Raw genomic sequence first — 15,956 nt, forward strand, 5'->3', positions numbered from 1 at the left:
GTCAGCCTCCGGCCCGTTCCGCCGCCCGGTGCAGCGCCCGGGTGGTGAGCGTGGCGACGAGGTGGCGCTTGTAGTCCACCGGTCCGCGCTGGTCGGCGGCGGGGGCGCAGTGCCCGGCCGCGATGAACCCGGCCTTCTCGAAGCGTTCCGCCGAAGCGGCGCCACCGCGCAGGAAGTCCTCGGCCTCGGCCGCCACGAACCGCGGCGCGCCGACCGCGGTGAGCCCGATGCCGGCTTCGGCGACGTCGGCGCCTTCGAGCGCGAGCTCCGCCCCGGCGGCCGCCACCGCCCAGTCGCCCGCCCGTCGGCCGACCTTCGCGTACGCGCTCCCGCTGCCCTCGCGGATCGGCAGCCGCAGCTCCACGAGCAGCTCGGCCGGACCGACGACCGTGCTGTAGGGCCCGGTGAAAAACTCGCGCACGGGCACGGTTCGCGTGCCCTCCTCACCGCGGATCACGGCGTTCGCCCGCACCGCGGTGAACGCGGCCGACAGGTCCTCCGACGGATCCGCCTGGCACAGGGAACCCCCGATCGTGCCGCGGTTGCGCACGATCGGGTCGGCGATCACCCTCTCGGCATCGGCCAGGATCGGGAACAACGCGCCGGCCTCGGCGGAGGCGAGCAGCTCCGCGTGCCGCACGAGTGCGCCGATGCGCAGCTCGCCGCCGGAGACCTCGATCCCGGACAGTTCGGTGAGTTCGTTGACGTCCACCAGCGCTTCGGGCCGGGCCAGGCGCAGCTTCATCATCGGGATCAGGCTGTGCCCGCCCGCGATCACGCGGCTTTCCGGGCCGTACTTGGCCAGCAGCGCCAGCGCGTGCTCGACGCTCGTGGCCCGCTCGTACTCGAACTGCGCCGGCACCTGCATGACGGTCGATCGTCCCCGCCGCGCCAGTCCTCCGCAACAGCGAATTAACCGATGGCCTAATCCGTATGGAGACCGGTTCCGCCCAGTTCGGGGCGGGGTTAAGGAAACGGTTAATCGCGCATTGTCGCGCCCCTGGTCCGGGTGGAGCATCACGACAGCTGACCAACGGCGGAAGCAGGTGCGCGTCATGCGGATCGAGTCCGACGGGCACAGCCGCGGCAACCCCCGGCTGTTCGAGCTCGTCGAGGACGCACCGAAGCAGGGCCCGAGCCCGACCGTGTGGGCGTGGCCCGACCTCGTGGACTTCCTGAAGGTGGCGGGCCGTCCGGTCGCCGGGCCCTGGCCACCGCACCAACGGCCGCGCCAGGACCCCGAAGAGGACACACTGCCCACGGCCGTGGCCGAACCTCCCGAGAAAGCCTGAGGGGCCGGCGTGTACCCGTCCCGGTTCCGCTACGAAGCACCCCGTTCCCTGGCCGAGGCGCTCGACCTGCTGCGCACCGGCGACGAGGCCAAGGTCCTCGCCGGCGGACAGAGCCTGGTCCCGCTGATGAAACTCCGCTTCGCCGCGCCCGGGCTCGTCGTCGACATCAACAACGTTCCCGGCCTGGCCCACCACGAGCTCGACGCCGAGGGCAACCTCCACGTCGGCGCGCTGTGCCGGCACGCCGACCTCGAACGCTCGCAGCTGCTCAAGGCCGTGCAGCCGACGATGGCCGCGGCGGCTCCGCTGATCGCCGACCCCATCGTGCGCAACCGCGGCACGCTCGTCGGTTCGTTGTGCCACGCCGATCCCCAGGGCGACTGGGCTTCGGTGGTGCTGGCGCTCGACGGGGCGATCGTCGCGGAAGGACCCGCGGGCCGGCGAACGATCGCCGCGCGCGACTTCGTGCTCGGCCCGTTCCAGAACGCGCTGGCGCCCGACGAGATCGCCGTGGAGGCCGTCATTCCCGCGCCCCGCGGCACGCCCGCGGGCGGTTACCTCAAGCTGGAACGCCGCGTCGGCGACTTCGCCACCGTCGGGGTCGCGGTGGCGGTGGAGACGCAGGCGGACATGGTCACCCGCGCCGGTATCGCCCTCACCGGCGTCGGCGGCTCGACGATCGAAGCCACTGACGCCGAGCACGCGCTCGTGGGCGGTGCCCTGACGCCCGACCGCGTGGCGGAGGCCGCGGACCTGGCCGCCGCGGCGGCGCGCCCGAAGACCGACCACCGCGGCACGGCCGAGTTCAAGCGGCACCTGGTGCGCACGTTCGTGGTGCGCGCGCTGGGCCGCACCGGGGAGGAAGCGGCATGACGACCGTCCACGAGATCCACGAGGAAGCCACCGGCGACGTCCCGATCCGCCGGATCACCATCACGGTCAACGGCGAGCGCCGCGTGGTGGAGTGCGAACCGCGGTTGCTGCTCGCGCACCTGCTGCGCCAGGGCCTGCGCCTCACCGGCACGCACCTGGGCTGCGACACGACCAACTGCGGCGCGTGCACCGTGCTCGTCGACGGTCGCGCGGTGAAGTCGTGCACGATGCTCGCGGTGCAGGCCGACGGGCACGAGGTCACCACCGTCGAGGGGCTCGCCACGGCGAGCGAGCTGCACCCGCTGCAGGAGGGCTACCGCGAGGAACACGGCCTGCAGTGCGGCTTCTGCACGCCGGGGATGATGCTCTCGGCCAAGGCCCTGCTCGACGAGAACCCGGATCCGTCCGAAGAGGACGTCCGCTGGGCGCTGTCGGGGAACCTGTGCCGCTGCACGGGTTACCAGAACATCGTGAAGTCGGTGCTGTGGGCCGCCGCCAAGCTACGGTCCGAATAGGAGGTTCGACGTGTCGCAGGCGTTGGACGAGAACAAGATCGGCGGGCTCGGCGTCAGCCGCAAGCGCGTGGAGGACAACCGGTTCATCCGCGGGCGCGGGAACTACACCGACGACATCGTGCTGCCGGGCATGCTGCACATGGAGATCCTGCGCAGCCCGCTCGCGCACGCGCGGATCAAGTCGATCGACACCAGCCGGGCGTGGGAGATCCCGGGGGTGCGGCTCGTGCTCACCGGCGAGATGGCCGCCACCCGCAACCTCGCGTGGATGCCCACCCTCTCCTACGACACCCAGGCCGTGCTCGCCACCGACAAGGTGCGCTTCCAGGGCCAGGAAGTCGCGTGCGTCGTCGCCGACGACCCCTACATCGCCAAGGACGCGTGCGAGGCCATCGACGTCGAGTACGAACCGCTGCCGGTGATCGTGAACCCCGAGCAGGCCGTGGCCGAGGGTGCGCCGCTGATCCGCGACGACAAGGCGGGCCAGGCCGACAACGTGGTCTACCGCTGGGAAGTCGGCGACCAGGCCGGCACCGACGCGGCGTTCGAGCACGCCGCCGTGGTCTCGAAACTGCGGCTGCACTACCCGCGTTCGCACCCCTCGCCGATCGAGTGCTGCGGCTCCGTTGCGGACTTCGACCGCGCGACGGGGAAGCTCACCGTGTACATGACCACGCAGGCGCCGCACATCATCCGCGCCGCCGTGGCGATGGTGGCCGAACTGCCCGAGCACCTGATCCGCATCATCTCGCCGGACATCGGCGGCGGTTTCGGCAACAAGGTGCCCGTGTACCCCGGCTACGTGTGCTCGATCCTGTGCTCCATCCTGCTGGAACGGCCCGTGAAGTGGATCGAGGACAAGACCGGCAACCTGATCTCCACCGGGTTCGCGCGCGACATGTACCTCGACGGCGAGCTGGCGCTGCGTGCCGACGGCAAGATCCTCGGCGTCCGCATGCACGCCGAGGCCGACCACGGCGCGTTCTTCGCCGACGCGCAGCCCAGCAAGTTCAAGATCGGGCTGCTGCACTCGACGTTCGCCTGCTACAACGTCCCCGCCGCGCACCTCACCGCGCGCGGCACCTACACCAACAAGGCGCCCGGCGGCGTCGCCTACCGCTGCTCGTTCCGCGTCACCGAGGCGATGTTCTTCCAGGAGCGCATGGTCCACCAGGCCGCGAAGGACCTGGGGCTGGACCCGGCGGAGTTCCGGCGGCGCAACTTCGTGCGCGCCGACGCGTTCCCGTACCGCACGCCGTTCGGGTTCCTCGTGGACTCCGGCCAGCCCGAGGCGTGTCTCGACGTGGGGCTGAAAGCCGTGGGTTACGAGGACTTCCTGCGGCAGAAGGAAGAAGCGCGCCGACGCGGGCGGCGCCTGGGCATCGGGATCTCCACGATGACCGAACCGCTGGGCGCCGGCAACAGCCGCGAGTACGACATCCTCGGCATCAAGATGTTCGACTCGGCCGAGCTGCGCGTGCACATGACCGGCAAGGCGCTGCTGCGGGTCGGGGCGAAGAGCCAGGGGCAGGGCCACGAGACGACGTGGGCCCAGATCGTGAGCCACGAGCTGGGCATCCCGGCCGACGACGTCACGGTCGAGGAGGGCGACACCGACACCGCGCCGTTCGGCATGGGCACCTACGCCTCGCGCAGCACACCGGTCGCGGGCGCGGCGATCTCCATGGTGTCGCGCAAGATCCGCGCCAAGGCGCGCAAGCTCGCGGCACACCTGCTCGAAGTGTCCGAAGAGGACCTGGAGTGGGAGCTCGGCCGGTTCTCCGTGCGCGGGGTGCCCGAGCACGGCGTGACGATCCAGGAGTGCGCGATGGCGGCGTACGGCAACATGCCCGACGGCATGGAGCCCGGTCTGGAGAACCACGCCTACTACGACCCGCCGAACCTGACCTGGCCCTTCGCGGTCTACATCGTCACCGTCGAGGTCGATCCCGAAACCGGTGTGTGGGACGTGCTCAACACGGTGGCCGTGGACGACTGCGGCGTGCGCATCAACCCGATGATCGTCGAGGGTCAGATCATGGGCGGGCTCACCGAGGCCTACGCGATGGCGAACATGCAGTTCATCACCTTCGACGCCGAGGGCAACTGCGTCGGCTCCAACTACATGGACTACCTGCTGCCCACCGCGTGGGAGACGCCGGGCTTCGAGCTGCACAGCGAGGTCGTCACGCCGTCGCCGCACCACCCGATCGGCGCCAAGGGCGTGGGGGAGTGCGCCGCGGTCGGCGGGCCGGCGGCGTTCGTGAACGCGGTGATGGACGCGCTCGACGACACCGGCGTGCGCAACATCGACATGCCGCTGCTGCCCGACCGCGTATGGGAAGCCCTCACACAGCACCACGACGTGTCCGGCGCGCCGCCGGTGCGGACGGACGACTGAGGTGCCTGAGATGCCTGAACTGTCCACGATGCACTCACCTGACGGCTGGGACTTCCTAGCCCACGCCGGCGAGCTGGCCCGCCGCGGTGAGGCGTTCGCGCTCGCGACCGTGGTGTGGCGCCAGGGTCCGTCGTCGGGCAAGCAGGGCTGCCGCGCGATCATCACGGCCGAGGGCGAGCTGCGCGGGTGGATCGGCGGCGCGTGTGCCGAGCCGACGGTGATCCGTGAGGCCCAGCAGGCGCTCGTCGAAGGCACCCCGCGGTTGCTGCTGCTCGGTTCGCCGGAGCAGTTCGGCGCGGCGGTGCCCGAGGGCATGACGGTGGTGCCGATCTCGTGCCAGAGCGAGGGTGCCCTGGAGGTGTACATCGAGCCGGTGCGGCCCGTACCGCACCTGGTGGTGGTCGGACGCTCGCCGATGGCCCACACACTGGTGGAGCTGGCGGGTTCGCTCGGCTGGCACGCGCAGCTCGTCGGACACACCGAGCTGGACGTGGTGATCGAGAGGTCCTTCGTGGTCGTGGCGACGCAGGGCCACCACGACGAGGAGTCGGTGGAACGGGCGCTGGCCGCACGACCGGCGTACGTCGGGCTCGTCGGTTCACGCCGCCGCGGGGCGAGCGTGCTCGGTTACCTCGCCGACCGCGGGGTGGCGGCCGACGAGCTGGACCGCGTGCAGGTGCCGGCCGGGCTGGACCTCGGCAGCGTGTCGCACCGGGAGATCGCCGTGGCGATCCTGGCCGAGCTCGTGCGGATCCGGGCGGCCCGCGGAGTGCCGCCCGGGCCGGCCTGCGCTGCCGAGCCGGACTCGGCGACGACTGTCGACCCCGTGTGCGGCATGACCGTGGCGGTCGACGACCCGGTGGCGTTCGAGGGCCGCGAGTACAGCTTCTGCTGCGCCAGCTGCCGCGTGGCGTTCCTGCGCGACCCCGGCGCGTACGCCAAGAAGGAGAGCCGATGCTGATCCGCAACCAGTTCGAGGTCGCGCAGCCCGTGGACAAGGTCTGGCGGTTCTTCGCCGACGTCCCGGTCGTGGCGACGTGCCTGCCCGGCGCCGAGCTGACCGAGGACCTCGGCGACGAGCGCTACCGCGGCCGCGTGAGCATCCGGATGGGACCGGTGTCGCTGCGCTTCGACGGCGTCGCCGCCATCACCGAACGCGACGACGAGGCCCGGCGGATCGTGGTCGACGCGAGCGGCGCCGACGAGCGCGGCCGGGGCCAGGCGGCCATGATCGTCACGGCGAAGCTGGCCCGCGCCGCTTCGGGTACGCGCGTCGACGTCGACCAGGACCTGCAGGTCTCCGGCGCCGCCGCGCAGTACGGGCGCGGCATGATCGCCGACGTCTCCTCGGTGCTGATGCGCGAGTTCGCCACCAACCTGCAGGCCGCCATCGCGCGCGCCGAACGCGGGGAGACGGCGGCGGCGCGTCACGCGGCGGCCCCGGCCCGTGGCTTCACCATCGGCCTGCAGGCGACGCTCATGGCGCTGAAACGCGTGTTCCGCCGGTTCTTCGCGTCCTATCCGAGCACCCCGGCCTGAGGAGGCAACCGTGGTCCTGTGGTGGATCGGCAACGCCGTGCTGCTGTTCGTGGTGCTGCCCGTGGTCGTCGCCCTGCTCAACCGCGTGCTGGCCGCCGTCGAGCGGATCCGCGCCGCGGCCGACGACATCCTCGTGGGCGGCGTGCGCCTCGCGGGGCAGCTCGAACCCGTCCCGGAGGCGCTCGCGCGCACCGACCGCACCATCGGCGAAGTGGCCGTCGGCGCGACCCGGTACGCCGGCAGCGTCGCGAAACTGCTGGGCTGAAAGGAGGTCCGCCATGCCTGCCGCCGCCTGGGCCACCCTGGCCGTCAGTGCGCTGATCATCCTGTTCGCCGCCGTCGGCCTGCTCCGCGTGATCCTGCACCTGCGCCACGTCCGCCGCACGCTCGGCAGCGTGCTGGGCGGCGTGCGCGTGATCGCGCAGGAGACCGCACCCGTGCCCGCCGCGCTGGGCTCGGTGAACGCGAATCTCAAGCCGGTGCGCGACTTCTGCGAGTCGGTGTGAACGCCGAAGGAGGCGAACCGTGACCACGGGCTGGATCATCGGGTTTTCGATCGGGGCCGCTGTCGTGCTGGTCGTGGTGGCGCTCGTGGTGCCGATCCTGGTGCTCGCGCGCTCCATCGGCGAGGCCGCGCCACTCATCCACGACGAGCTCAAGGCCGCCGAACGCAACACCGCGCCGCTGGCCGAGCTGCGCACCACCATCGACCACGCCGAGGTCATCGTCGCCGGCCTGCGACGCGGCCGTGAACGGCTGGGAGGCTGATCCGGATGTCCACACAGGACGAGACGTTGTGGTGGATCGCCATCGCCGCCGGGATCGTGGTGATCCTCGTGGTCGTGGCGTTGCTGAGCCTGCTCATCCGCTACGTGAAGGTGATCGACCGCCGGGTCGCGGGCATCCGTGACACGTTGCACGGCACCGAGGCGAACACGGCGGATACCGCGCTTGTCCCCGTCACGGCCACGCGAGTCGACGCCGTGCTCGCCGAAGGCCTGCAGCACCACCTGTTCCTCGGACGGGTGCTCGGAAAGGTGAAGTCGTGACCACCACCCTGGTCGTGCTGACCGTCGTCGACATCGCCCTGCTCATCGCCGGCCTCGCGGTGTACCTGTTCTGGGTCGGCGGCCTGCTCGCGCGCGTCGCGACGAATCTCGAGGACTGCGCGGACACCGTGCGGCGCATCAACACCCACGCGGAGGCGATCGTGCCGGGCGTCTCGCACATCAACCGCACGGGCGGGGTCGTGGCCGGCGCGTTGCCGCTGCTGTACGGGATGGCGGAGCAGATCGTGGTGGGCGCGACCTATTCACCGCCGACGGAGGAGCGCCCGCCCGCGCGCCCGGCATCGGGCACGCGGCGCTCGCGGCTGCACGACGCGGTGGGCTTCGGCCCGCGCTAACGTTCGTGGCCGATCCAGTTCTCGTGCCAGGTGTGCTCGAACTGGGCTTCGTTGCAGCGCGGGCGGTAGACGGCGGTGAGCTCGCGGACGATCTGCTCGCGGTGCGCGGGCAGGCCGCCCGGGACCTCGTAGGTGCAGATGTGCACCTTCCACCGCGAGCCCGCGCGGGCGATCCAGCACTGCGCGCGCGGGTGGCGGAAGGGCAGGTTCGCCCGGGACAGGTCGCCGGCGTGGTCGACATAGATCACCGCGTAGCGATCGGGCCGCCCTTCCGGCTCGGGGCGGTAGAGCACGGCGTACACCGCGGCGACGGCGGGCGGCGCCCACCCGCCGAGCAGGCGAGGGCCCTCGAACGGGTACCCCGAAGCGGGGCCGAGGCGGATCACTCGTCCTCGCCCACGGCCTCGACCCGCCCGACCGGCAACGACGGCAGCCCGGCCGCCTTCGCCGCCCGGCGGAACTCCGCCGTGGCGAGCGTGATGGCCTTCTCGCGGTCGGGTGCCTCGACGAGCAGGCGCGCGCCGTAGCTCGTGGTGCCGATCCCGCTCGCGATCCCGCCCGAGGCCGCCACCGCGTCGGCCAGTCGCACGATCTCCTCGCGCGTGAAGACGCGTTCGCCGTCCGCTTCGATCCCCACGCTCCACCGCATCGCCGGTGCTCCTCACCGAGCTCGCGGCAACGCTGCCGCGAGCTCCTCCAGGCTGCGCAGGTCGTGGCCCGCCACCAGCAGGTCCACGTACGGCGCGGCGATCCTCATCCCGAGCGGCGCTGGGCCGAGGGCGCCGCCGTGCGGGTTCGTCCACACCAGCAGGTGGCACAGCCGAGACAGCCGCTCCACCGCCTTGGCCAGCACGTCCGGGTCACCGCGGTCGAACCCGTCGGAGCAGATCACGACCACTCCGCCGCGGCACCGGCCGCGCCGGCCGAAGGTGCGCACGAACTCGTCGAGCGCGGCGCCGATGCGGGTGCCGCCCTCCCAGTCGACCACGGCTTCGGCCGCTCGCGCCAGGGCTTCGTCGGCGTCGCGGGTGCTCAGCTGGTCGGTGATCCGCGTGAGGCGGGTGCCGAAGCAGAACACCTCGACCTTCGCGGCGGCGCGGCGCGCGGAGTAGGCGAACTGCAGGAGCGTGCGGGAGTAGCCGGCCATCGAGCCGGAGACGTCGAGGACGAGGATCAGCGGCCGCAGCCGCACGCGGCGTTCGCGGTAGCGCAGCGCACGGGGTTCGCCGAACGTCCGCAGCGAGTCGCGGACCGTGCGGCGCAGGTCCGGTTCGCGGCCCTTGCGCGCGGGCCGCGTGCGGCGCGTGCGGCGTCTCGGCGGGGTGAGCCGAAGCCGGGCCATGATGCGGCGGATCGCGGCGAGCTCCTCGGGCGTGCAGGTGCCGAAGGACTTCCGTTTCAGACTGTCCACATCGGACGCGGTGAGCCCGAGCAGCGTGTCGGTCTCCTGCTCGTCGCCGGTGCGTTCGGGTTCGGGCAGCGCCAGCGTGGCGTCGACGCCCGACTCGGCGAGGATCGTGAGCAGCGCGGTCGGCGGTTCACCGGCGCCGAGGAAGTAGCGACGGAACGTCTCGTCGTAGCGGGGGAGGTCTTCGTGGCGCTTCAGCAGCGTGGCGCGGCCGCCCCAGTAAAGGTCGGCGAGGTCGGTGGTGTCGAGGACGGTCATCGCGCGGCAGCAGCCGAGCGCGTCGCCGGTGCCCACGGGAAGGCCGGCTTCGCGCAGCGCTCGCGCGAAGCCCACCAGCACCCGGGCGAACTCAGCCACCGGACGCGAGTTCCGCGAGGTGCGCACGCACCACGTCGAGGTCGTCGCGGTCCTTCACGACGGCGCCGAGCGTGTCGCCGGCGGAGCGTTCGTCGAGTCTGTCCTCACCGAGGAAGCGCAGCATGCGGGCCCAGTCGATGGTCTCGGCGACCCCGGGCGGCTTGGCGAGGTCGAGCTCCCGCAGCCGGCGCACGGCGGCCACGACCTGGCGCGCCAAGGCCTCCTCGACGCCGGGCTCGCGCACGAGCACGATCTCCAGCTCACGGTCCGCGCCCGGGTAGCCGAGCCAGTGGTAGAGGCAGCGGCGCTTGAGCGCGTCGTGCAGCTCGCGGGTGCGGTTGGAGGTGAGTACCACCAGCGGCGGGCTGGGCGCGACGATGGTGCCGATCTCGGGCACGGTGACCTGGAAGTCGGACAGCAGCTCGAGCAGGAAGGCTTCGAACTCGTCGTCGGCGCGGTCGATCTCGTCCACGAGCAGCACGGCGCCGGCACCCGCGCGGACGGCGGCCAGCAGCGGCCGTTCGACGAGGAACTCGGGCCCGAACAGCTGCTCCACCACCTCGCCGGACTCGGCCTGGTGGTCCTGCAGTGCGCGGATGCGCAGCAGCTGGCGGGCGTAGTCCCATTCGTAGAGGGCCTGGGCGGTGTCGATGCCCTCGTAGCACTGCAGCCGGATGAGGCGGCGGCCGAGCACTCTGGCGAGCGTCTTCGCGACCTCGGTCTTGCCGACGCCGACCTCGCCCTCGAGCAGCACGGGCCGGTGCAGCCGCAGCCCGACCAGCAGCGCCGTGGCGAGGCCACGGTCGGCGAGATACGCGCCGTCGCGCAGGGCGGCGGTGAGCCCCGCGACGGTGTCCGGCTCGGCCATCCCGCTACTGCTCGCCCGCGCCGAGCACGAGGTCACGCACCGTGCTCGTGCCGGGCTTCAGCTTCCCCTCGCGGGCGAGCTGGTCGTGCCATGCCGTGTGCAGGCCACCGTTCTCGGCGAGCCCGTCGAACCCCACGGCCGACATGTTCTTGCACGAACGCTGGGGCCCGCAGGCCGCCTCCAGCTCGTCGGCGTCCTGGCCACGGGCGCGCCAGACCTCGCGCAGGACTTGCAGCGCTTCGTCGTCCATGGGGGCGAGTCAACACCGCGGGCGTGGTCGCGCAGCGCTGGATTAACCCTTTGCTTAAGGAGTATTCTCCAGGATCCGGGGTTACCGAGAGTATTTGACCATGACACTGGGCCAGCTCAACGCGTTCGTCCTGGTGGCAAGGCTGGGGTCGGTCACCGACGCCGCGAAGGCGCTCGGCGTGAGCGAGCCCGCGGTGTCCCAGGCGTTGGCCGCGCTGCGCCAGCACCACGGCGACAAACTGGTCATCAAACGCTCCGGCGGCATGACACTCACCGCGGGCGGCAGCCGGCTGCTGCCCATCGCGTCGCAGATGGTGGCGCTCGGCGCGGAGGCCGACGCCGCGGTGCGCCAGGCCAACGGGGTCGCGGCGCGCTTGCAGCTGGCGGTGACCAGCGAGATCGCGGAGTTCGTGGCCAACCCGCTGCTGGAGGCCTTCACGCGAAGATCGGGCAACGCCATCGACGCCTCGTCCGGGCTCGCGCGCACGGCCGAGCTGCCCGTGCTCATCACTAACCGGCTGGCCGACGTGGCGCTGGGCCCCGACGTGACCGGCGACGGCGGAGACCTCGACTGCACGCCGATCTTCCGCGCGTCGCTCGTGGTGGTCGGCTCGCCGCACTGCCGCCACCAGGGCAGCCCGGCCCACTGGCCGTGGCTGCTCGACCCGGCGGGCGCCGACCCGGGCAGCGACACCGGTCGCCTGCTGGCCCGGCTCGGCGTGCCCGACGACGCGATCCAGGTCTTCCCGAACCAGACGGCCGCGTGGTCGGCGGCGGCCGGCGGGAGCGGCGTGTCGGTGGCGCTGGAGCACCTGGTGGCGCCGCAGCTGCGGCGCCGCGAGCTGGCGGTGGTGCCGACGCGCCACACGCCGATGTCGACGTGCTGGTACGTGACCACCCTGCCGACCGACCGCCGCACTGGTGCTGCGAACTCGTTGCGGCACTTCCTGACGACGCCGGCGGCGATGCACGTGATGCGCGCGCCGGGCAGCGGGGTGCCGCCGTCGCGCTTCCGGCCGCCGGTGTACGTGACGATCTGGTCTTAGCCGTTGCGGTCAGGTCAGGTCAGTTCGCGGACACCGGTGACGTCGTACTCGGCCACTTCGGCGGCGAGGATCTCGGCGTTCTGCTCGTCGCTCGGGCCGCTGCCGCGGAACGCCTCGACGGCCCCCCGCGACTCCCAGCGCTCGAATACGTCGATGCGGCCGGCGTCGAGCAGGTCCGCGGTGAGGGAGAAGCCGAGGCAGCCGGGTGCGGTACGGGCCTGCTCGACCACACTCATGCAGCCCGCGAGATAGGCGTCGCGGCGGCCGGGGTCGACGACGAGATACCCGGCGACGATCAGCATCTGCCGCTCCTTCGGTGCGGTTTTCGTGGTGATGCTGGTATTTTCGTGGTCTCTTCGGGTTTTTCAGCGGGGGAGCGGCTTGCGCGCGTTGCCGGTCACGAGGTTTCCGATGCTCACCCCGACGCCGACGCCCACCTCGGCCGCCCAGGCGAAACCCAGCGCCGTCGTGAGCGCGATGCTCAGCGCCAAACCTGGTTCTTCCTTGCGGGACAACGGTTTCACTCCTTCGGTCGTTCTTCGTGGTGTGCCGGTCCGCTCCTGTACGGATGCTGTCATGTCCCCACCGTCCGTCGAGTCAGCGGCGTCCACGCTAACAACGTGAGCCGTGGTGGCCAGGGACTTCACCCGGACGTTGTAATCGACGAGGATCGTGACCGGCAGCGACTCGACGAAGGAGTGACCACATGGGACTCAAGGACATCACCGCGTCCACGGCGGAGCTGTACACGGCGCAACGCGTCTACAGCGACCCGGTCGAGAAGGATGGCATCGTTGTCATCCCGGCCGCCATGGTGACCGGCGGCGGGGGCGGCGGGCAGGAGGCGCCGGACAAGGAAGGCGTCGGTTTCGGGCTCTTCGCGCGCCCGATCGGTGCGTTCGTCATCCGCGGCTCGGAGGTCAGGTGGGTGCCCGCCGTGGACGTCACCGCCTGGGGCCTGGCGGTGGGCGGGATGGTCGTCTCACTGGCCTGGATCCTCACCCGCGCGACGCGGCACCGGCGGGGCAGAAAGCGCTGACGGCGTGCCCGGGTGAATTTCCCCGGTGGTGTCCCGGGCGATTTCTCGGGCGACTTCTCGGGTGATGCGGCCGGACGGGTCCGGACCCTTCGCGGGGGTCCGGACCCGTCCGGCCTTGTGGTGGGAGCGGTCAGTCGATGCGGAGCTCGCCCATCGGGCTCCAGCCGGCGCCGGGGGCGTCCAGGCTGACGATCTCCGGGGTGCGGGCGATGACGCCGGACATCCACGCCATCGCGTCCGCGAAGTGCGGCGATTTCACGTGCGCGCGGCCGGCGTCGGCGTCGGCGAAGGCCTCGACCAGCACGAACTGGTGGGGCACGTCGACGCTGCGCGACCATTCGAAGAACAGGTTCCCGGGCTCGCGCCGGGTGGCGAGGGTGAAGTCGTCGACCAGGCCGAGCCAGTCCTCGCTCCGCTCGGGCCGGACGGTGAACTTGACGACGATGAAGATCATGCGGTCCTCCGAACAGGGCACAGACGGTGCACGAGGCCACGCTGCCTCGTGACCGGGCGTGAGCCGGGCGCCGCGACCACCCGTACTCACGACCGGCCGCGGCCCCCGGCGGGCGTCCCGCGCCGGGAACCGAGTCCGGGTTCGCCGGGGCCGTGTGCTTCACCCCGGCTGCCGTTGCCACGGCTGCCTCACTTGCCATTGGTTCTGGCAACCTGCCATCGCGGAGGCAGATTGCCCTGGTTGCCGACTTGTCCGGCTGTCCGCTTGCCACGGGCTGTGGCACCTTGCCGTTCCGCCGGTCGCTTGCCACGGCGTCTCGCTCTTGCCGTGGCGTCTTGCCGTTGCCACGGCTACTTGCGGTTCCTGTGGCAATTTGCCAAGGCGCCTGGCCCCTGCCGTGGCGATTTGCCGTTGGCTTGGCCAGATGCCGTGGCAGTGGCGACTGGTTCTTGCCGTGCGTCTTTCCGTTGCCGTGGCGTCTTGCCGTTGGCGTAGCTGGCTGCCACGTCATTCCGGCAACTGGCGATGCGGTGTGGGCGGTTGCCGGTCGGTGTGGCGGGATGCCATGGCCTGTGGCAGATGCCTGACCAGGTGGCGGGATGCCGCTGGTTTTGGCACCTTGCCACCGGATCGCCGGCGTGCCGTGGCGTCCAACCACCCGCCTGCGGCTTGTTGCCAAAGAACTGGCACCTTGCCGATCAACCAGCCGATCAACCAGCCCACTTGCCGGCCACCCTGGCAAGATGCCGCTCGCTCGACGGGACCGAAACCGGTTCCGCGCCCCGGTCCCGTCGAGCAAGCAGCGCCCGGCCGGCAGCTCAGTAGATGTTGGAAGGCCGCACCATGCCCTCGGCGAGGTCGCCGAAGCCGGGAGCGATGATGGCGCCCGGGTTCTGGATGATCTCCTCCACCACGAGCGTCTCGGTGGTCAGCAGCAGAGCCGCGATGGAAGCCGCGCTTTGCAGCGCCGAGCGGGTCACCTTGAGGGGATCGATGACACCCGCGTCGAACATGTCGCCGTACTCGCCGGTGAGGGCGTTGAAGCCGTGCCCCGGAGCGGACGAGCCAACGGCGGCCAAGACCTCGTCGCCGTCGTAGCCGGCGTTGATGGCGATCCAGCGCAGGGGCTCGACCAGCGCGCGCCGGACGATATCGCGGCCCACGGCGGCGTCGCCGGTCAGCTCGAGGCTGTCCACCTCGGCGCGGGCCTGCACCAGCGCCGTGCCGCCGCCGGCGACGATGCCCTCCTCGATGGCGGCGCGCGTGGCCGACAGCGAGTCCTCGACGCGGTGCTGCTTCTCCCGCAGCTCGACCTCGGTGGCCGCCCCGACGTGGATCACCGCGACGCTGCCCGAGAGCCGTGCGATCCGCGCCTGCAGGCTGTCCTGGTCGTGCTCGTTCTCGGCGCGCTCCAGCTCCCGCTTGATCTGCTCGATCCGTGCCGACACCGCGGTGTCGGCGCCCGCACCGCCGACGATGGTGGTGCTGCCTTCGGTGATGGTGATGCGACGGCAGCGGCCCAGCTGCTCGAGGCGCACCGCGTCGATGCTCTGCCCCGCGTCGCCGGTCACGACCTCGCCGCCGGTGAACACGCCGAGGTCCGACAGCTCGGCGAGTCGCCGGTGTCCGAAGCCCGGCGCTCGCACCACGACCGAGCGGAACGTGTTGTGCACGTTGTTCGCCACGAGCATGCCCAGTGCGGGGCCGTCCACGTTCTCCGAGATGATCACCAGCGGCTTCTGCGTGCGGGTCACCTGCTCCAGGACCGGCATCAGCGTCTGCACTTTCGAGATCTTCTCGTTGGTGAGCAGGATGTACGGGTCCTCGAACACCGTCTCCATGCGGTCCTTGTCGGTGGCCATGTACGGCGAGATGTAACCGTTGTCGAACTCCATGCCGTCCACGAAGTTCACCTGCAGCCCGAACGCCGGCGACTCTTCGACGGTGACCACACCGCCGAGCCCGACGCGGCCCATCGCCTCGGCGATGATGTCGCCGATCTCCGGGTCGTTGTTGGCCGAAAGCGTCGCGACGTGCGCGAGGTCGCCCGCCTCGGTCACCTCGCGGGCGCCGGTCTGCAGCACCTCGACCACGCGCTGCACCGCCTTCTGGATGCCGCTCTTGAGCAGCTGCGGGTTGGCACCCTCGTCGACGGCACGCAGGCCTTCGCGCACGATCGCCTGCGCCAGCACGGTGGCGGTGGTCGTGCCGTCGCCTGCCACGCCGTTGGTCTTCATCGCCACCTCCTTCACCAGCTGCGCGCCCATGTTGGCGAACGGGTTGCGCAGCTGGATCTCCTTGGCGATGGTGACGCCGTCGTTCGTGATCGTCGGGGCTCCGGTGAGCTTCTCGATCACGGCGTTGCGTCCCTTGGGGCCGAGCGTCACCTTCACCGCGTCGGCGAGCGCGTTCACGCCCGACTCCAGCAGCTGGCGTGCTTCGACGTTGAACCGCAAGTCCTTGGCCATGTCTGTCCTTTCCGTACGGAGGTCGTGGTCGCGGCTGAACCT

At 71.3% G+C, this 15,956-nt stretch carries 23 protein-coding genes; 13 read left to right on the forward strand and 10 right to left on the reverse strand.

Features of this window, described 5'->3' with window-relative positions; genetic code table 11:
- Position 1: 1 nt before the first annotated feature.
- Entirely contained in the window at positions 2-868 is an 867-nt protein-coding gene (locus QRX50_RS30480) for an FAD binding domain-containing protein (protein ID WP_285966559.1), read from the reverse strand.
- Positions 869-1,055: 187 nt separating this feature from the next.
- On the opposite strand from QRX50_RS30480, the gene QRX50_RS30485 reads away from it, so the two are divergent.
- Genes QRX50_RS30485 through QRX50_RS30535 form a run of 11 tightly spaced genes read left to right on the forward strand, consistent with a single transcriptional unit; the run spans position 1,056 to position 8,025 of the window.
- Positions 1,056-1,292: a hypothetical protein gene (locus QRX50_RS30485; RefSeq protein WP_285966560.1), complete on the forward strand. Its 237-nt coding sequence runs from the start codon at positions 1,056-1,058 to the stop codon at positions 1,290-1,292.
- 9 nt (positions 1,293-1,301) lie between these two features.
- Positions 1,302-2,165 (forward strand): FAD binding domain-containing protein, encoded by an 864-nt coding sequence (locus QRX50_RS30490; RefSeq protein ID WP_285966561.1) that lies wholly within the window; start codon positions 1,302-1,304, stop codon positions 2,163-2,165.
- Positions 2,162-2,680, forward strand: a complete 519-nt coding sequence (locus QRX50_RS30495) for a (2Fe-2S)-binding protein (RefSeq protein ID WP_285966562.1) — start codon at positions 2,162-2,164, stop codon at positions 2,678-2,680. Before QRX50_RS30490 ends, QRX50_RS30495 begins: the two co-directional genes overlap by 4 nt.
- Positions 2,681-2,690: 10 nt before the next feature.
- On the forward strand, positions 2,691-5,081 hold the full coding sequence (locus tag QRX50_RS30500; protein WP_285966563.1) for an aerobic carbon-monoxide dehydrogenase large subunit: 2,391 nt from the start codon (positions 2,691-2,693) through the stop codon (positions 5,079-5,081).
- Between the two features lie 10 nt (positions 5,082-5,091).
- Entirely contained in the window at positions 5,092-6,042 is a 951-nt protein-coding gene (locus tag QRX50_RS30505) for an XdhC family protein (RefSeq protein ID WP_285966564.1), read from the forward strand.
- The gene (locus QRX50_RS30510) at positions 6,036-6,620 is read left to right on the forward strand and encodes an SRPBCC family protein (RefSeq protein ID WP_285966565.1); all 585 of its coding nucleotides are present in this window, start codon (positions 6,036-6,038) and stop codon (positions 6,618-6,620) included. The genes QRX50_RS30505 and QRX50_RS30510 overlap by 7 nt, the downstream gene beginning before the upstream one ends.
- A gap of 10 nt (positions 6,621-6,630) precedes the next feature.
- Entirely contained in the window at positions 6,631-6,885 is a 255-nt protein-coding gene (locus QRX50_RS30515; RefSeq protein WP_285966566.1) for a hypothetical protein, read from the forward strand.
- Between the two features lie 13 nt (positions 6,886-6,898).
- Positions 6,899-7,126: a hypothetical protein gene (locus QRX50_RS30520; protein WP_285966567.1), complete on the forward strand. Its 228-nt coding sequence runs from the start codon at positions 6,899-6,901 to the stop codon at positions 7,124-7,126.
- Positions 7,127-7,145: 19 nt separating this feature from the next.
- Positions 7,146-7,388: a hypothetical protein gene (locus QRX50_RS30525; protein ID WP_285966568.1), complete on the forward strand. Its 243-nt coding sequence runs from the start codon at positions 7,146-7,148 to the stop codon at positions 7,386-7,388.
- Between the two features lie 5 nt (positions 7,389-7,393).
- Complete coding sequence (locus QRX50_RS30530) at positions 7,394-7,669, forward strand: hypothetical protein (RefSeq protein ID WP_285966569.1); 276 nt, start codon at positions 7,394-7,396, stop codon at positions 7,667-7,669.
- The gene (locus QRX50_RS30535; protein WP_285966570.1) at positions 7,666-8,025 is read left to right on the forward strand and encodes a hypothetical protein; all 360 of its coding nucleotides are present in this window, start codon (positions 7,666-7,668) and stop codon (positions 8,023-8,025) included. Before QRX50_RS30530 ends, QRX50_RS30535 begins: the two co-directional genes overlap by 4 nt.
- Here QRX50_RS30535 and QRX50_RS30540 read toward each other — a convergent pair.
- From QRX50_RS30540 to QRX50_RS30560, 5 genes are read right to left on the reverse strand one after another with little or no spacing between them, the layout of a single operon-like run.
- Positions 8,022-8,411, reverse strand: a complete 390-nt coding sequence (locus QRX50_RS30540) for a hypothetical protein (RefSeq protein ID WP_285966571.1) — start codon at positions 8,409-8,411, stop codon at positions 8,022-8,024. The two genes, QRX50_RS30535 and QRX50_RS30540, sit on opposite strands and share 4 nt — an antisense overlap.
- Positions 8,408-8,674, reverse strand: a complete 267-nt coding sequence (locus QRX50_RS30545; protein WP_285966572.1) for a hypothetical protein — start codon at positions 8,672-8,674, stop codon at positions 8,408-8,410. Before QRX50_RS30545 ends, QRX50_RS30540 begins: the two co-directional genes overlap by 4 nt.
- Positions 8,675-8,686: 12 nt before the next feature.
- A complete protein-coding gene (locus QRX50_RS30550) occupies positions 8,687-9,790 on the reverse strand; it encodes a vWA domain-containing protein (RefSeq protein ID WP_285966573.1) in 1,104 nt (367 codons plus the stop codon).
- Positions 9,783-10,658, reverse strand: coding sequence for an AAA family ATPase (locus tag QRX50_RS30555; RefSeq protein WP_285966574.1), 876 nt, complete (start codon positions 10,656-10,658; stop codon positions 9,783-9,785). Before QRX50_RS30555 ends, QRX50_RS30550 begins: the two co-directional genes overlap by 8 nt.
- 4 nt (positions 10,659-10,662) lie before the next feature.
- Positions 10,663-10,908, reverse strand: a complete 246-nt coding sequence (locus tag QRX50_RS30560) for a hypothetical protein (protein ID WP_285966575.1) — start codon at positions 10,906-10,908, stop codon at positions 10,663-10,665.
- A gap of 100 nt (positions 10,909-11,008) precedes the next feature.
- Between QRX50_RS30560 and QRX50_RS30565 the strand changes: the two genes are divergently transcribed.
- Positions 11,009-11,953 (forward strand): LysR family transcriptional regulator, encoded by a 945-nt coding sequence (locus tag QRX50_RS30565; RefSeq protein ID WP_285966576.1) that lies wholly within the window; start codon positions 11,009-11,011, stop codon positions 11,951-11,953.
- A 14-nt stretch (positions 11,954-11,967) separates the two neighbouring features.
- Here the strand turns inward: QRX50_RS30565 and QRX50_RS30570 are convergent, their stop codons facing one another.
- Complete coding sequence (locus QRX50_RS30570) at positions 11,968-12,255, reverse strand: putative quinol monooxygenase (protein ID WP_285966577.1); 288 nt, start codon at positions 12,253-12,255, stop codon at positions 11,968-11,970.
- Positions 12,256-12,318: 63 nt separating this feature from the next.
- A complete protein-coding gene (locus QRX50_RS30575; protein WP_285966578.1) occupies positions 12,319-12,468 on the reverse strand; it encodes a hypothetical protein in 150 nt (49 codons plus the stop codon).
- 191 nt (positions 12,469-12,659) lie between these two features.
- On the opposite strand from QRX50_RS30575, the gene QRX50_RS30580 reads away from it, so the two are divergent.
- Positions 12,660-12,992, forward strand: coding sequence for a hypothetical protein (locus tag QRX50_RS30580; RefSeq protein ID WP_285966579.1), 333 nt, complete (start codon positions 12,660-12,662; stop codon positions 12,990-12,992).
- Between the two features lie 130 nt (positions 12,993-13,122).
- On the opposite strand, the gene QRX50_RS30585 is transcribed toward QRX50_RS30580, so the two are convergent.
- Together QRX50_RS30585 and groL are read right to left on the reverse strand one after the other, a co-directional pair.
- Entirely contained in the window at positions 13,123-13,446 is a 324-nt protein-coding gene (locus QRX50_RS30585; protein ID WP_285966580.1) for a putative quinol monooxygenase, read from the reverse strand.
- Positions 13,447-14,264: 818 nt separating this feature from the next.
- Positions 14,265-15,914 carry a chaperonin GroEL gene (groL, locus tag QRX50_RS30590; protein WP_285966581.1) on the reverse strand — a complete coding sequence of 550 codons (1,650 nt, stop codon included), beginning with the start codon at positions 15,912-15,914 and terminating at the stop codon, positions 14,265-14,267.
- Positions 15,915-15,956 lie beyond the last annotated feature (42 nt).

Origin of the sequence: Amycolatopsis sp. 2-15 (genome assembly GCF_030285625.1) — a bacterium.
GTDB lineage: Bacteria > Actinomycetota > Actinomycetes > Mycobacteriales > Pseudonocardiaceae > Amycolatopsis > Amycolatopsis carbonis.

Excerpts from the sequence above, each read along its gene's own strand:
- QRX50_RS30480 (WP_285966559.1), bottom strand. The coding sequence starts at position 868 with ATGCAGGTGCCGGCGCAGTTCGAGTACGAGCGGGCCACGAGCGTCGAG.
- QRX50_RS30485 (WP_285966560.1), top strand. The coding sequence starts at position 1,056 with ATGCGGATCGAGTCCGACGGGCACAGCCGCGGCAACCCCCGGCTGTTC.
- QRX50_RS30495 (WP_285966562.1), top strand. The coding sequence starts at position 2,162 with ATGACGACCGTCCACGAGATCCACGAGGAAGCCACCGGCGACGTCCCG.
- QRX50_RS30505 (WP_285966564.1), top strand. The coding sequence starts at position 5,092 with ATGCCTGAACTGTCCACGATGCACTCACCTGACGGCTGGGACTTCCTA.
- QRX50_RS30510 (WP_285966565.1), top strand. The coding sequence starts at position 6,036 with ATGCTGATCCGCAACCAGTTCGAGGTCGCGCAGCCCGTGGACAAGGTC.
- QRX50_RS30520 (WP_285966567.1), top strand. The coding sequence starts at position 6,899 with ATGCCTGCCGCCGCCTGGGCCACCCTGGCCGTCAGTGCGCTGATCATC.
- QRX50_RS30530 (WP_285966569.1), top strand. The coding sequence starts at position 7,394 with ATGTCCACACAGGACGAGACGTTGTGGTGGATCGCCATCGCCGCCGGG.
- QRX50_RS30545 (WP_285966572.1), bottom strand. The coding sequence starts at position 8,674 with ATGCGGTGGAGCGTGGGGATCGAAGCGGACGGCGAACGCGTCTTCACG.
- QRX50_RS30555 (WP_285966574.1), bottom strand. The coding sequence starts at position 10,658 with ATGGCCGAGCCGGACACCGTCGCGGGGCTCACCGCCGCCCTGCGCGAC.
- QRX50_RS30560 (WP_285966575.1), bottom strand. The coding sequence starts at position 10,908 with ATGGACGACGAAGCGCTGCAAGTCCTGCGCGAGGTCTGGCGCGCCCGT.
- QRX50_RS30565 (WP_285966576.1), top strand. The coding sequence starts at position 11,009 with ATGACACTGGGCCAGCTCAACGCGTTCGTCCTGGTGGCAAGGCTGGGG.
- QRX50_RS30570 (WP_285966577.1), bottom strand. The coding sequence starts at position 12,255 with ATGCTGATCGTCGCCGGGTATCTCGTCGTCGACCCCGGCCGCCGCGAC.
- QRX50_RS30580 (WP_285966579.1), top strand. The coding sequence starts at position 12,660 with ATGGGACTCAAGGACATCACCGCGTCCACGGCGGAGCTGTACACGGCG.
- QRX50_RS30585 (WP_285966580.1), bottom strand. The coding sequence starts at position 13,446 with ATGATCTTCATCGTCGTCAAGTTCACCGTCCGGCCCGAGCGGAGCGAG.
- groL (WP_285966581.1), bottom strand. The coding sequence starts at position 15,914 with ATGGCCAAGGACTTGCGGTTCAACGTCGAAGCACGCCAGCTGCTGGAG.